The sequence below is a fragment of the Pseudomonas sp. H2_D02 genome, assembly GCF_054677635.1.
In genome coordinates, this window is sequence record NZ_CP162816.1 from 5,791,878 (window position 1) to 5,805,805 (window position 13,928).

Below are 13,928 nucleotides of genomic sequence, written 5' to 3' on the forward strand. Positions count from 1 at the left end.
GGGATCCGGACATGACCCGCTCATTACGCATCTTCTACGTCGTGCTGTTCATGCTGATTTTGACAGCACTGGGTATTTGGTCGATGCGCAGCTTCTTCGGCTTCAGCACCAATCCCGATGCGACCGTGCTCAACGGTCGCTGGGCCAAGGCCGTGGAAACGCACTACGACGACGAGTTCCCGATCAAGCGCCTGGGCACCAACATCTGGGCGGCGCTGGACTACAAGCTGTTCAACGAAGGCCGCAAAGGCGTGGTCCTGGGCCGCGACCAGTGGCTGTACAGCGACGAAGAGTTCAACCCGATCGTCAATGAAGACCAGAACCTGCAAGGCAACTACGCGCTGATCGAAGGCGTGCGCCAGAAGCTCAAGGAACAAGGCATCACCCTGGTCATGGCGATCGTGCCGGCCAAGGCGCGCCTGTATCCCGAGCACCTGGGTGAAGTGAAGCCTTCGAGCATTCACGCCAACCTGTACCAGGATTTCCATGCCCGCGTGGCCACGGACAAGATCCTTGCCCCTGACCTGCTCGGCCCGCTGCAACAGGCCAAGCAGAGCGGCCAGCAAGTGTTCCTGCGCACCGACACCCACTGGACGCCTGAAGGCGCACAAATTGCTGCGGAACATCTGGCCAAGGCCATTGCCGAACGCACACCACTGAATGGCGAACCACAGCGTTTCGTCACCGAGCCTGCGGAGAAAATCATCCACAAGGGCGACCTGCGTCAGTTCCTGCCGCTCGATCCCCTGTTCGAAAACCTGATGCCAGCCCAGGAACCGTTGGTCAAGCGCAACACCCGCGAAGCCGATGACCAGCCGGCCAGCGATGACGCGTTGTTCGCCGATGCCCAGGTGCCCGTGGCTCTGATCGGTACCAGCTACAGCGCCAACCCCAACTGGAACTTCGTCGGTGCGCTCAAGCAAGCCCTGCACAGCGACGTCGTGAACTACGCCGAAGACGGCCACGGCCCGATTCTGCCAATGCTCAGCTACCTCAAGAGCGACGCCTTCAAGAACAGCCCGCCACAGGTGCTGATCTGGGAGTTTCCTGAACGTTATCTGCCCGTGAACAACGAGATCGGCGACGCCGATCCGCAGTGGGTCGCCGAGCTCAAGCAAGCCGGCGCCCGCCAACAGAACGTAGCTGCTAACACACAATCCGAGACGCCCGATCGGGCGCAAAACTGAAAGAGAGGTCCACCATGACTTTCAACACTACTCCTCGCCGTCTCGCTGCTCGCTCCTTCAAGGCCGTTGCCCTGGTCGCCAGCATGAGCGCCCTTTCCTTGTCCGCCTTCGCCGGTGACTCGGCTCTGTACGGCCCGGTCGCGCCAAAAGGTTCCAGCTTCGTGCGGATCTACAACGCCAGCAACGCCGAAGTCAGCGCCACCGTCGGCAGCACCAACATCAGCGACGTGGCCCCGTTGGCCAGCAGCGACTTCAGCTTCATGCCTGGCGGCGACTACAGCGCCAAGGTGGGCAGCCAGACCGTACCGGTTAAACTGGCCTCCGATCACTATTACACCCTGGTCAACAACGCCAGCGGCCAGCCACAACTGATCGAAGAACCACCGTTCAAGAACAAGCAGAAATCTCTGGTACGCGTACAGAACCTCACCGACAAGGCGCTGACCCTCAAGACGGCCGACGGCAAGACCGAAGTGGTACCGAACGTAGCGGCCAAGGGTCGTGGCGAGCGTGAAATCAACCCGGTGAAAGTGTCCCTGGCCCTGTTCGAAGGCGACAAGAAAGTCGGCGATCTGAAACCAGTGGCCCTGGAGCGCGGCGAAGCGGCCGTGCTGTACGTGACTGGTTCGGGCAGCAGCCTGTCGCCAGTGTGGGTCAAGCGCCCGGTTTCCACCCGCTGATGAATTCACCTGATTGACGTTGTACCCCTGTGGGAGCGGGCTTGCTCGCGAATACGGTCTCACATTCAACATTGATGTTGGCTGAACCACCGCTTTTCGCGAGCAAGCCCGCTCCCACCCTGAATCGGGGTGTCAGTCGGGTACGGAACAAAAACAAGAGAGTGAAACGACAGAACGCAGTAGCTCTAAAACCATTTCGCTTCAAAGGAGTAACAAACATGATTCCGGTGATCTTGTCAGGTGGTAGTGGCTCACGTCTTTGGCCGCTTTCGCGCAAGCAATTCCCTAAACAGTTCCTGGCCCTGACCGGTGAACACACCCTGTTCCAACAGACCCTCGAGCGCCTGGTGTTCGAAGGCATGGACACGCCGATCGTAGTCTGCAACAAAGAGCACCGCTTCATCGTCAACGAGCAGCTGTCCGCCCGGAACCTGGAAGCCCAGCGCATCCTGATGGAACCGTTCGGTCGCAACACTGCGCCGGCGGTGGCCCTGACCGCGATGATGCTCGTCAACGAAGGCCGCGACGAACTGATGCTGGTACTGCCAGCCGACCACGTCATCGAAGACCAGAAAGCCCTGCAACGCGCATTGGCCCTGGCCACCGTGGCGGCCGAGCGTGGCGAAATGGTGCTGTTCGGCGTACCGGCCACCAAGCCGGAAACCGGCTACGGCTACATCAAGTCGACCAACGACGCCCTGCTGCCTGAAGGCGTGAGCCGCGTGTCGCACTTCGTCGAGAAACCCGACGTCAAGCGCGCCACCGAGTTCGTCGAAGCCGGCGGTTACTTCTGGAACAGCGGCATGTTCCTGTTCCGCGCCAGCCGCTTCCTCGAAGAGCTGAAAAAGCACGATCCGGACATCTACGACACCTGCCTGCTGACCCTGGAGCGCAGCGAGCAGACCAACGACACCATCACTTTCGACGAAGCCACTTTCGCCTGCTGCCCGGACAACTCCATCGACTACGCCGTGATGGAAAAAACCCAGCGCGCCTGCGTGGTGCCGCTGTCGGCCGGCTGGAGCGACGTCGGTTGCTGGGCATCGCTGTGGGAAGTCAACGCCAAGGACACCAACGGCAACGTCACCAAGGGCGACGTGGTGATCCAGGACAGCCGCAACTGCATGATCCACGGCAACGGCAAGCTGGTGTCGGTGATCGGCCTGGACAACATCGTCGTGGTCGAGACCAAGGACGCCATGATGATCGCCCACAAGGACAAGGTCCAAGGCGTCAAGCAACTGGTCAACACCCTCAACGCCCAGGGCCGCACCGAAACCCAGAACCACTGCGAGGTCTATCGTCCGTGGGGCTCCTATGACTCGGTGGACATGGGTGGTCGTTTCCAGGTCAAGCACATCTCGGTCAAGCCGGGCGCGTGCCTGTCGCTGCAAATGCACCACCACCGCGCCGAACACTGGATCGTGGTCAGCGGCACCGCCGAAGTGACCTGCGACGAGAACGTGTTCCTGCTCACTGAAAACCAGTCGACCTACATCCCGATCGCGTCGGTCCACCGCCTGCGCAACCCGGGCAAGATCCCGCTGGAAATCATCGAAGTGCAGTCCGGTAGCTACCTGGGCGAAGACGACATCGAGCGCTTCGAAGATATCTACGGTCGTTCCACCCCGCTTGAGCGCGGCGTGTCGGTGAAGACCATCGCCCAATAAGCGTCAGTAACGATCAGCCGTACAAGAAGCCCCCATCCAGCCCACTGCGTCCCCTATCCGCAGCGGGTTGGGTGGGGGCTTTTTTTCATGAATCCAACAGCCTTACTGACGCGTCTATACACTCGAAAATCAGCTTTCGGCTATCAACGGTTAGCCACCAGTACCTGTTTGGATTGCACTTTTCGAACGCGTGTCTTCGAATAAACACTGACTGACGCGTTCGAGCGATTAAACAAGGATGGTTTTTTATCCGGCGAATACTGATTGATCGCAGCCGTGCCCTGCGTGCTCTGTTGAAAAATGCTCCAGACGCCATCCTCTCGGTTGAATCTCATAAAAGCGAAGGCGGTAGTGACTTCCTCCTGTTGGCCTTCGGAATTCAAGATATAACCGTAATCCTTGTACTCCATTGCCGCACTGAGTCCTAGACCATGGTCGATAACAGCCAGGTCGTTGTATTCGACGTCTTCCTTTCCTCCTTGCACATGCCGGACCCGCAGAACATTGTCGTTGAGCTGATCAACAGTCAACGAACAACCACTGAATCCAGGAGTGAAGACATGATCCGCGTCCCGCCGACCGGGATTTACGGGAATGTCGACAAAGCCCCCCTGCGGCGCCCAATAGGCTAATACTGCGTTGTTTCCTTGAGGAATATCCGTGGGACTTCTCAAAACCCTCAAGGCGTTGAAAACTCCACTAGCCGCCCCGCCGTAACTAAATTTTTCCATTGTAAACAGCAGCTTACCTCCGCCTTGCAGGTTAATGAACTCGGGAGGGAGTGCACGGACATCACTTAATATAAACGTGCTGACTTCCACTTCCTTGAGTTCAGTTTCGCTAAGCGCGCTGTGGATACTGGTCGGTTTTGCGACCGCCGGCAGATTCCGCATATATGTTCCGACATCAGCCCGCTTGGCCCCAGAAATGTTGCGTTCAGCACCTATTGCAATGACCGGTTGGTGTAATCCATTGGAACGTTTTTTCGTAGTTATGGAGCCATTATCGTCAATGAAAGACATTGGATTGTTTCTGACCATCCGGTAAATATTCAAACCATCCACCGTCCCCGCCGGGTCCGGATTCACCCAGCGCTGCAACCACGGGGCGTAATACCGAAACCCATAGTAATAAAGCCCCGTCGCATCCCGCTCCTTGCCCGAGTAGCGCACTGTCTTGTAACCCACTTCGATTACGTCATTTCCAGTCAGATAGGCCGTTTCGCCGAAGGGATAGAAATGCTCCCGGCTGATGATCCGCCCGTCCTCGGCCAGCTCCAGGCCAACCGAACCCAGATGATCGGTAACGCTGAATCGGTAAGCGTCGTTTTCTCCGGTCGGCGGCGTGCTTTCCCAATGCAATACCCGAACATCGCTGAGCCCGCCCTGGGCGACGATCACCTGCAGCGCCTCGCCCGTTCCGCTGTCGACACGCAGTTCCAGCCCCGGCAGATAACGCACCTCGGCGGTCAGGGTACGGGTGCCGGTTTGCAAGGTGCGAAGCTTGCGCGCCCGTTGCCCGCCGCCGTCGTAGATATAAACCTCGCTATCATCAAGCCCCGATGTCCGTTTGATGGGTGTGACCGAACCCATCTGGTTACGCAGGTCCCAGGCCAGGAATCGACCCGCGTCCAGCGCCAGGCAGTTACCCCGCGCGTCGAAGGCGGCAGCGATTTCCTCCTCGGTGGGCGGCACTCCGTCGCGGTAAGGCAGGCAGCGATTGCTGTAGCGCGCCGCTTGGATTTGTCGACCATGGCTTTGCGCACCGAAGTGAACCAGCTCCAACAGGTTACCGCCCTCGTCATAGCGGTAGGTCTGTCGATAATTGCCCACCGCCGCGGGATCGTTGCGCCCCACCGAATCGGGGCCTTGGCTGACCGGTCTGGCATCCCAGCCAGTGGCTTCGATCAATTGGTAGAGGCTGTCGTAGACAAAACGACTGAGCGGATCGATGCGTTGGTTGGCGAAGTAACGGACCGGCAGGGCATGGTCCTCGATGCTCAATACGTTGCCCATCGGGTCGTAGTCGTAAAGCAAGTGGTGCAGCACGTCGCCGGCGCGCATGGCCTGGTGTTCCATCAATCGCCCGTCTTCGGGTCGGTACTTGAGCGTGGTCTGCAGGCCGTTCCCGGCTGTTTCCTGTTCAATCTGCGCCTGGGCGCTATAGCGAATATCGCTCACCAGCACCTGCCAATCGTCTTGCCCCTTCAACAGCAATTGGCTGCCGGACAGCCGGCCATCGAGCGTAAGGTCTTGTCGTTGTCGATTGCCCCTGGCGTCGATCCGCTCCAGCACATCGCCTAACGGCCCAAAGCGCCACGTCGAAACGGCGCCGTCGCCCGGCTCCAGCAAGTGTTCGCGATCGGCCTCGGATTCCGGCCAATCGGGCAACGCCACATCGAAGATGAAACGGCGATCCTGCGTAAGGTTTTGTCCGGTCAAGGCAAAGGACGACAGCAACAACGTACCCGCCGTATCGTCGTGGCGGATCAATCGCCCGTACTGGTTGTGATCCTGATCGCCTTGGCCCGAATAGCCATAGGTCAAGCGCTCGGTGCACCGCCGCGACTCCCCTGCGCCCTGTTCAAAAACTGCGATGGGGCGCAGCAAGGCATCGTATAGGTGATCCCGCCGCGTCCCTCGGCCATCCCAGCCACGTATATTTTCGCCGGCGAGACTTGGCAGAATGGTTTGTGTACCCGCATCGACGCTGACCGTGTGCAGCTCAGCCCCGGACAACGAATAAATCGCCGAAAGGTTGGCGGGCGTCGATTCGTCACTTTCCTGCAAGGCCCACAACCGCGGGTCCCACTGCTTGGTCGCGCGCCCCGCCATGTCAAAGAGGCTTCGATTTGTGCGCCGCTGCGCGAGGCCATCTTCAAGGTTTCGGCAATAGTCGATCGAGCGGACCGCCAAGCTACGCGGATCAAAGGCGATCAATCCAGGAGTTCTATGGTCCATGCCCATCGGTAAGCCTTTTGCGTGGGGGTCACTTGCCCATGTAATAAGCGGAAGACGCAATTGCCTACTGTCATAGATGACAGTCACGACGGACGGTGCTGGGCGCATGAATATCCATCGCCCGCGCCCTTCGGTAGGATGTGGCAACCGGAACGGAGGTTTCGAACATGCTTATCGGCGTCGTGCTGGTCATCACCTGGCTCATCCTGCTGTTGCGCTACCCGGCCAAGGCCTTGCCGGTGTCCCTGGCGGCCTTCGTCGGGCTGGGCCTGGTGGCGGCGTGGGTGCTCTGGGAAGAAAGCCGCGAGACCCGGCAACTGGCCCGCCTGGACCTGCAGATTGCCTACGCCCCCGAACATTGCCCTGCTGATCGGCCGTTGCGCCTGAAAATCCGCAATGGCAACGACGCTCCGTTGACGGAGCTGCGCTGGCGCATCGCAGCTTACGCGCCCGGCGATAGCATCAACCTGGCCGACAATCTCTACAGTTCACCGCGTTATCGCGGCCCGGGCGACCTGCAGCCCGGTGCCGACTGGCAGGACTGCTTGCCAATCCCGCCGCTGCGTCCCGGCTATCGTCCGCAAACCCTGGAGTTTCGCGCCGAGCGATTGCAAGGTAGCTTCGCCAACTGATCTTCCTCCCACCTGCTTGCACAAGGAACACGCCATGCCCGTTGCGTTGATTACCGGATGTTCCAGCGGCATCGGCCGCGCCCTCGCCGACGCCTTCAAGGCCGCCGGCTACCAGGTCTGGGCCAGCGCACGAAAATCCGAGGACGTGGCGCAACTCAACGCCGCCGGGTTCACCGCCGTGCAACTGGACGTTAACGACGGCCCGGCGCTGGAACAGCTAGGCGAACGAATCAACCAGCAACACGGCGGCCTCGACGTGCTGGTCAACAACGCCGGTTACGGCGCCATGGGCCCGCTGCTGGATGGCGGCGTGCCGGCCATGCAGCGCCAGTTCGAAACCAACGTGTTCGCCATCGTCGGCGTGACCCGCGCACTCTTTCCTGTGCTGCGCCGGGCCAAGGGATTGGTGGTCAATATCGGCAGCGTATCCGGTGTGCTGGTCACGCCATTTGCCGGCGCCTACTGCGCCTCCAAGGCAGCCGTGCATGCCCTGAGCGACGCATTGCGCATGGAACTGGCGCCGTTCGGCATCCGCGTCATGGAGGTGCAGCCCGGCGCCATTGCCTCCAGTTTCGCCAAGAATGCCGGCCATGAAGCCGAGCAGTTGATCAGCGAACAATCGCCCTGGTGGCCCCTGCGCGATGGCATCCGAGCCCGCGCCAAGGCATCCCAGGACAACCCGACCCCTACCCGCGAGTTCGCCGCCGCGTTGCTCAAGGCCATTCAGCAACCCAAGCCACCCCGCCTGCTGCGCCTGGGCAATGGCAGTCGCGCATTGCCGTTGATGGCAACCTGGCTTCCTGCCGGTTTGCTACAGAAGGGGTTGATGAGGCGGTTTGGATTGAAGCGGCCGTTGTAGTCTGATAGCAGGCCCGCCCTCAAACGTTCAGATCAAGGGCCTGCGATCCCACCAGTTTGTCACCAACGTCTGGGTAGCCTGGGTTGAGGCCTGTATCGCTTCAATGGTCTGGATGTGTTTAATGATCAACCACGTCCGACGTACTTGTTCGGAATTGAGTTCGATGCCGTCAGTTCCCCAAGCGACCCCTTCTACCGGCTCCAAATGAGGCTGTGCCTGGGGGGGATGGGTCATTTTGGCGAGCAGTTCCACCGGCCACTGGGATGTATTCAAAGTTCCCCTGAAAGCTATGTCATCCAGGCTTTCGGAGATCCCTTCCCATTTCCCCTCGAACGCGCGCCAAATGGGGGACATTTCGTTGAGGTAAGGCGCCCAGGAAAGCGTCTCAAACAACGGGGCTCCCTCCGTCATGTCTTGTAATAGATATCCTGTAAAAAGCGCCTCGGTTGCGTGGGTATTTAATACCTGTCGGGTCCATCCTTCCTGAGCCCGTTGTACACGCGCCCAATTCAAATAATGACGTTGAATGAATCGGGTGAAAGGAGCGTTGCTCCACAAGTCGATGCAAAAGTCAAAGAACAGGGAGATGTGCGTTTCCAATTCGGCCAATGTGAATGGCTGATGGCGCAAGCTGGCGCCCAGTCGCGAATACACACGCGACTGCAGTGCCATGAGTCGCTCGTCAAGATTAGCTATACGCGGACGCATCGCGTCCATACGCCCCTCTAGATTGAAAAGACGTCCGACGGCATCCTCGCCACTCCTCTGAAATCCGCTATTTTGCGCCTCTCCAAGTCGTGTGATTTCGTCACTGAGCCAGTCCAAAAACGCTGAAGCGGAGGGGTTTTCGCGCAGCTTTTCGAATTCCCTGCGCAACCCCGCATCCCGGGTCCAGGCATCGCGGGTATAGGCAAAGCGAAAATTGGCCTCTCGCAGCCTGGAGATCTGGCTCACCGGCAGCGGATTGTCATCCAGGTTGATGCCCAGCAATCTGCGGTTCCCCTCGTTTCGGGGCAACACGGACAGTATGGGATCGACATGGGTAATGGCATTGCCGAGTAACGTCAGGTAGAGCTGGCTCACGGGCGTGCGCTGGATCAATTGAATCAGTGCCGCCGGAATTTCCTTGAGTCGGGTGCGAGCCAGGTTCACAAATTTCAGTCGAGGCAATCCCGACAGGCTCGTCAAACCGATCACACGATTGCCGCTCAGGTCCAGCGCGACCAGACGCTTCAGTTCCCCCAGGAACGCGCTGTTTTGCTCGTCCAATACCAACCGGCTATCACCCAGGCTCAGGTTTTCCAATTGCCTCAGGCCGCCGATTGCTTGCAGCAGCTCGGGGGTGAACGCCGGGTTGTTCTTCCATACCAAATGTTTAAGCCGCGGCAATCCGCCCAGCGCCTCGATAGCTCGGGCGCCGATTCGGCCCGGCACCAGCTCCGTGACACCCGATACGCCAGAAAGCTCCAACCACTCCAGCGTGGCATGGGGCGTGGGCCCCAGCAGGGAAGCGAATACTTCGTCATTGAACACAAGGGGGTTTTCGTCCAGGAAAAGGAACCGCAGCCGTGGCATGCCCGCGATGGCGGAGGGACAGCGCGTGAGGCGATTATGGACCAGCGACAATTCGACGACCCTGGGAAAACGGCTCAAGAAACCCGAAGGCACGTCACTGAGCGCCAGTCCACGGAGCGTGAGCATTTCAATATGGCTGAAATCAGCCGTAAGAATCGGCAGTCGCCCTATCGGGCCGGCCGCCACTTCCAAACCGAGCACCGAGCTGTCCCCGGCGGTAAAGCGGGTTTCCCGACGCCAACCGCGGCGCAGCGCCCTGCCTACCTTTCGACGAATCACCGACCTTTGCGCCGGATCGTCAAGCTCCACCGCATGGTGTTTGTCCGCAGCTTGCTCCCATACCTCCAAGCTTTCGTCGAGGGTTTTCCATTCGGCCTCTTTTTCATTGATCAGCAGGTCAAGGGGTCTGCCCGACTGAGCGCTGCGTTCCTGGAGTTCGGCCATCACCCGGACGCTGATGTCTGCGTGCGGATAGAGCGACTGAAGACGTGACTGTGGGGTTGCCCCGCGCTGCCAAAAGGCAACCCCTCGGCCACTCAACGGATAACCCGGCGTTTCGCCCACTCGCTCCGGAAAACGGACATTGGCAGGTTTCGATGCATGGATCCCCAATGCAGAGCGCAACTGGTCGCGACTTCCCAAGGCAATGTCCAACAGTTGTCCGCGCAGCTTGTCGTGTTCCCAAATGTCCAGGTCCAAGCGATGGCGTGCCGAGTCAGGCAAAGCCCGCAACAAGGCATCTTCCAGGCTCGTGGGTGGGCCGAGTTCGTTATTTGTCTCGTCAAAAGGCTCATAGCGATCGTCGCGGCGGCGAATGGTTTTCAACGGCCCGGTTCCACCCGCTTCCAGAGGACCGAAAGAATGCTCCTCAAGCAACAATTGCACCCGTACCGGCTCGTCCAGCCTCGCCAGCTCAAGGGCAAGCAGGCTCATGACCAAGCGGTCCCGATCGTTGCCCGAGACGCCAGCTTGCAAGGCTTCCAACGCCCGCGATACACGTAGCTCACGCAACGCCTCGACGGTTCTCTGCGCCAGGCTCTGCGGCACGCGGCCGGTGCTCAAGCCGCGTTCTTCTTCTATCGTCATGTCCGCCAGCAGAGCATCCGCCACGGGCTCCGGCAAGCTCGGAAAGTCTCGACACAACAGCGCCGCGTTCGGATGCTGCGCCGGGCGATTGGCGAAGTTCTCCACCAGGCGGTAGCCATCGTTTTCAAGGCTATCAGCCAACAGGTTGGCGAAGCGTCGGTAGGTGACAGCAGGGCTTTCCCACGGAGTCTCGGCGCCCAACAAAGCGCGTTGCTCTCGGGCATCGAGCTGCAAGAGCAACCGCTCTTGCCATTGCCCACTGTGAAATGCAGAAGCATCGAGGTGCAGCTCGGGGCCTGCTCCTGATCTGAAGAAAGAGTTTTGTCCATCCATGTAGCGGAACGCACGCCGGACCGGCCACCCCGGCAACTCTGTCAGCAATTGCACCACGCCCCGGGGTACTTGTGGCAGGGGGTGATTGGCACGTAGCCGGGTCACTGCATCCGACACTTGCGCCCGAGCTGCAAGACGTCGGGCCATGTAGGGCAAGTGCACCGGCAGAGGCTCGCCATTCACGGCGAGATAGCGCAGCCGATCATCGCTGATCCCGATCAGTCGCTGGGCATCGTCAAGGCTTGCGTTCGCTAACGTTCGCAGTTGCGGGTCGATTTCCCGCAGCAGCCGTGCGCCTTGCATGCCCAAGGGATCCCGATGCACCCAACGCCACCCTGTTGAACGTTCCCATTCAAGGGCCGGTACAACACCACGGTAGTTCGGAGGCAGTTTGAGGCGCAGATCGCGTCCGTCGCCAACGACCTCATAAAAAACGCCTTCCACGTCCACCCAGGCATCATCCGCAGCGCGCCAGACGCCGTATCGATCGGCGGTCGAATATTCAGGCGGCACGCGCAGGCTGGCGCTCGGCCGGGTGCGACCGTGCCAAAGCCGCTCACTGCCATCGTTCGTCACCACGGGGGTCATCTCGCCCAACAGATGATTGGCCCCGAAAGCGCCTACCGCAAACGTCGTGGCACTCATTGCGGCGCTGAACAGGTGTTGGATCGCCTCGAGCCTCTCCCCCAGGTTGAGCGCATGGACGCCTTCATAGACATCCAGAATGAATTGCCCCATTCCCAGGGCAACACCCGCCCAGGCCAGTGGCTCGACACCGGGCAGGAACATGCTGATGCCGCCAAGAAATTGCAGCCCTGCGCCCAGCCACATCCAGGTTTCTCCGATCAGTACACCGGCGTCGATATGAGCCACTGAACGGGCCTGGCTCGACGCGCTACTCAACACGACGCTACGCCATTCACGGTAGAGGCCCTGCCAGACATCTCCGCGCAGTTCATGAACCTCGACCAGGTTTTTCTCCCCTCTTCGCAGCAGGCCTACCAGCACCCGATCACTCCAGTTTCTGTCAGGCAGCGGCAACAGTCGGGAAAAAAACGCTGCATATCGAAGGTCACCCAGGCGCATGACGAGATCAGCCTGGAAAGCTGCCGAACTGGCGTATTGCTTGAGGGGCGAGACAGGATCGTCCGGAATATGGACCACGATCGGCACCCACTGCCCCACGATTTGCCGATCCCCCCAAAAGACCCGCACGCCAGGCAGGACGATGCGATGCTCCGCCCGCCAGCGTTCGCCCAGCTCAAGGCCGCTGGCGAACGCCGCGGGCAGCGGCTGAACCTTCACGGTGGCATCGAGCTGCACGCCAAAAGCCGCCAGGATGCGTTCACCCGTGACATCCAGCAACCCTTGCATGCGGGCTTGCAGGGCGTCGTGTCGCAGCTGCGTTTTCCGAAACTGGATGTAATCCGACGCGAAGGCAGGCAACGAGATTGCGTCATGGGAAAGCTGCGGAATCTGGCGTCGCAACTCGGCAGCGTAAGCGGCTCCGGTATCCAGGTCACGACACAAACCGGCGAAGTCGTTCATCTGCACGACAGACGCCTTGGCGCGGTCAGGATAAAGCTCGAATTGGCTGCCTCGGATGAAAGCCTGAGCCTCGGTGTCGGCACGGGGGAAATTGATCAGCGCGTGTTCCAGCAATGATCGCTCTTCAGGGAGATGTGGCTTGCACACCAGCGTAGCGGGACCGCCTCCAGGGACCGGATAAGTCGCGCAATCATCCCGAAAATGCCTGATCAGTCGAGAGCGCTCCAGGTCAATGCGCGTGCCGAAAAGGCGATCCATGTGGGCTTGTATACGAGACAGCGCAAAGTCGCGCAATGACGGGATAACCGCATTTGTCACATTGAAGCGATGCGCGGCCTCGGCCAAGTCCAAGGCGGCCTGTAGCAGCCTTGCCTGTTCGCTCTGGTTCGCATCCAGCAGCCAACGGGGCAGTTGCTGGCGAATAAAGTGGTGGTGAGTCAGCTGGGTCATCGAGAGTTCCTTCAGTCGAGGACGCCAGCTTGAACGGGCCTGGGAGAGGCAAGGTGGTAAATATGTACTACATTCGAAGGGCCTCAGCGCCCAACGGGCGGCTCGACCACCACCGTACAGGTCATCCCCGCCGCCAGCAGCACGCCATCCGGCACCTCATCCAAATGAATGCGCACCGGCACCCGCTGGGCCAGGCGTACCCAGTTGAACGTCGGGTTCACGTCGGCGATCAACTCGCGGCTCTCGGGGTTGTCGCGGTCGTAGATCCCTCGGGAAATACTTTCCACATGGCCCTTGAGCACCTCACCGCTCATCAGTTGCAACTGCGCCGAATCGCCTACCCGCACCTTGGGCAACTTGGTTTCTTCGAAGAAGCCGTAGACCCAGAACGAATTCATGTCCACCACCGCCATTTTCGCCTCGCCCATGCGCGCATAGTCGCCACGGTGCACGTTGAGGTTAGTGACGTAGCCGTCCACCGCCGCGCGAACCTCGGTGCGGGCCAGGTTCAGTTCGGCCGCCTCCAGTTGCGCCTGGGCCTGCTGGTAATCGGCCAGGGCCGAGTCGGCGATGTTGCTGGCGTCGTCACGGTTTTCCCGGGAAATCACCAGGCTGTCCAGGTCGGCACGTCGGTGCGCATTGACCTTGCGCATTTCCCAGGTGGCCTTGCGCGACGCCACCAGGGAGCGTGCCTGCTTCGCCGCGATGCGGTAATGCTCGGGGTCGATGCGCATCAGCAAGTCGCCCTTTTTCACCAACTGGTTGTCGCGCACCGGCACCTCGACCACCTCGCCGCTGACGTCGGCGGCGACATTGATGATGTCGGCCCGCACCCGCCCATCGCGGGTCCAGGGTGTGTTCATGTAATGCACCCATAGCGTACGGCCGATCCACAGTGCCAAGGCCAGCACCAGCAACGTCGCCAGCAGGCTGAAAAGCTTTTTCATT

8 protein-coding genes are annotated in these 13,928 nt (G+C 60.1%); 5 read left to right on the top strand and 3 right to left on the bottom strand.

All coding sequences use genetic code 11. The annotated features are described in order from the left end of the window. The first annotated feature begins 11 nt into the window (after positions 1-11). The 3 genes from AB4N42_RS26535 to AB4N42_RS26545 all read left to right on the top strand — a co-directional run bounded on the left by AB4N42_RS26535 (position 12) and on the right by AB4N42_RS26545 (position 3,537). A complete protein-coding gene (locus AB4N42_RS26535) occupies positions 12-1,187 on the top strand; it encodes an alginate O-acetyltransferase (protein WP_030139656.1) in 1,176 nt (391 codons plus the stop codon). Between the two features lie 14 nt (positions 1,188-1,201). Beyond that, positions 1,202-1,867, top strand: a complete 666-nt coding sequence (locus tag AB4N42_RS26540) for an alginate O-acetyltransferase AlgF (protein WP_030139657.1) — start codon at positions 1,202-1,204, stop codon at positions 1,865-1,867. Between the two features lie 218 nt (positions 1,868-2,085). Next, complete coding sequence (locus AB4N42_RS26545; RefSeq protein ID WP_198796593.1) at positions 2,086-3,537, top strand: mannose-1-phosphate guanylyltransferase/mannose-6-phosphate isomerase; 1,452 nt, start codon at positions 2,086-2,088, stop codon at positions 3,535-3,537. Positions 3,538-3,680: 143 nt separating this feature from the next. Here AB4N42_RS26545 and AB4N42_RS26550 read toward each other — a convergent pair whose 3' ends face one another. Continuing rightward, positions 3,681-6,503 carry an RHS repeat-associated core domain-containing protein gene (locus AB4N42_RS26550; protein ID WP_460115568.1) on the bottom strand — a complete coding sequence of 941 codons (2,823 nt, stop codon included), beginning with the start codon at positions 6,501-6,503 and terminating at the stop codon, positions 3,681-3,683. 161 nt (positions 6,504-6,664) lie between these two features. Here AB4N42_RS26550 and AB4N42_RS26555 point away from each other — a divergent pair, with 161 nt between their 5' ends. Beyond that, a complete protein-coding gene (locus AB4N42_RS26555) occupies positions 6,665-7,129 on the top strand; it encodes a hypothetical protein (RefSeq protein WP_030139661.1) in 465 nt (154 codons plus the stop codon). A gap of 34 nt (positions 7,130-7,163) precedes the next feature. Then, on the top strand, positions 7,164-7,988 hold the full coding sequence (locus tag AB4N42_RS26560) for an SDR family oxidoreductase (protein WP_431146102.1): 825 nt from the start codon (positions 7,164-7,166) through the stop codon (positions 7,986-7,988). A 27-nt stretch (positions 7,989-8,015) separates the two neighbouring features. Here the strand turns inward: AB4N42_RS26560 and AB4N42_RS26565 are convergent, their stop codons facing one another. Both AB4N42_RS26565 and AB4N42_RS26570 read right to left on the bottom strand, forming a co-directional pair. After that, a complete protein-coding gene (locus tag AB4N42_RS26565; protein ID WP_460115569.1) occupies positions 8,016-12,980 on the bottom strand; it encodes a dermonecrotic toxin domain-containing protein in 4,965 nt (1,654 codons plus the stop codon). A gap of 83 nt (positions 12,981-13,063) precedes the next feature. Then, positions 13,064-13,927, bottom strand: a complete 864-nt coding sequence (locus tag AB4N42_RS26570; RefSeq protein WP_198796597.1) for an efflux RND transporter periplasmic adaptor subunit — start codon at positions 13,925-13,927, stop codon at positions 13,064-13,066. Between the last annotated feature and the right edge of the window lies 1 nt (position 13,928).

What these genes read in the sequence shown, in the direction of transcription:
- AB4N42_RS26535 (WP_030139656.1), top strand. Translation starts at nt 12, where the DNA reads ATGACCCGCTCATTACGCATCTTCTACGTCGTGCTGTTCATGCTGATT.
- AB4N42_RS26540 (WP_030139657.1), top strand. Translation starts at nt 1,202, where the DNA reads ATGACTTTCAACACTACTCCTCGCCGTCTCGCTGCTCGCTCCTTCAAG.
- AB4N42_RS26545 (WP_198796593.1), top strand. Translation starts at nt 2,086, where the DNA reads ATGATTCCGGTGATCTTGTCAGGTGGTAGTGGCTCACGTCTTTGGCCG.
- AB4N42_RS26550 (WP_460115568.1), bottom strand. Translation starts at nt 6,503, where the DNA reads ATGGGCATGGACCATAGAACTCCTGGATTGATCGCCTTTGATCCGCGT.
- AB4N42_RS26555 (WP_030139661.1), top strand. Translation starts at nt 6,665, where the DNA reads ATGCTTATCGGCGTCGTGCTGGTCATCACCTGGCTCATCCTGCTGTTG.
- AB4N42_RS26560 (WP_431146102.1), top strand. Translation starts at nt 7,164, where the DNA reads ATGCCCGTTGCGTTGATTACCGGATGTTCCAGCGGCATCGGCCGCGCC.
- AB4N42_RS26565 (WP_460115569.1), bottom strand. Translation starts at nt 12,980, where the DNA reads ATGACCCAGCTGACTCACCACCACTTTATTCGCCAGCAACTGCCCCGT.
- AB4N42_RS26570 (WP_198796597.1), bottom strand. Translation starts at nt 13,927, where the DNA reads ATGAAAAAGCTTTTCAGCCTGCTGGCGACGTTGCTGGTGCTGGCCTTG.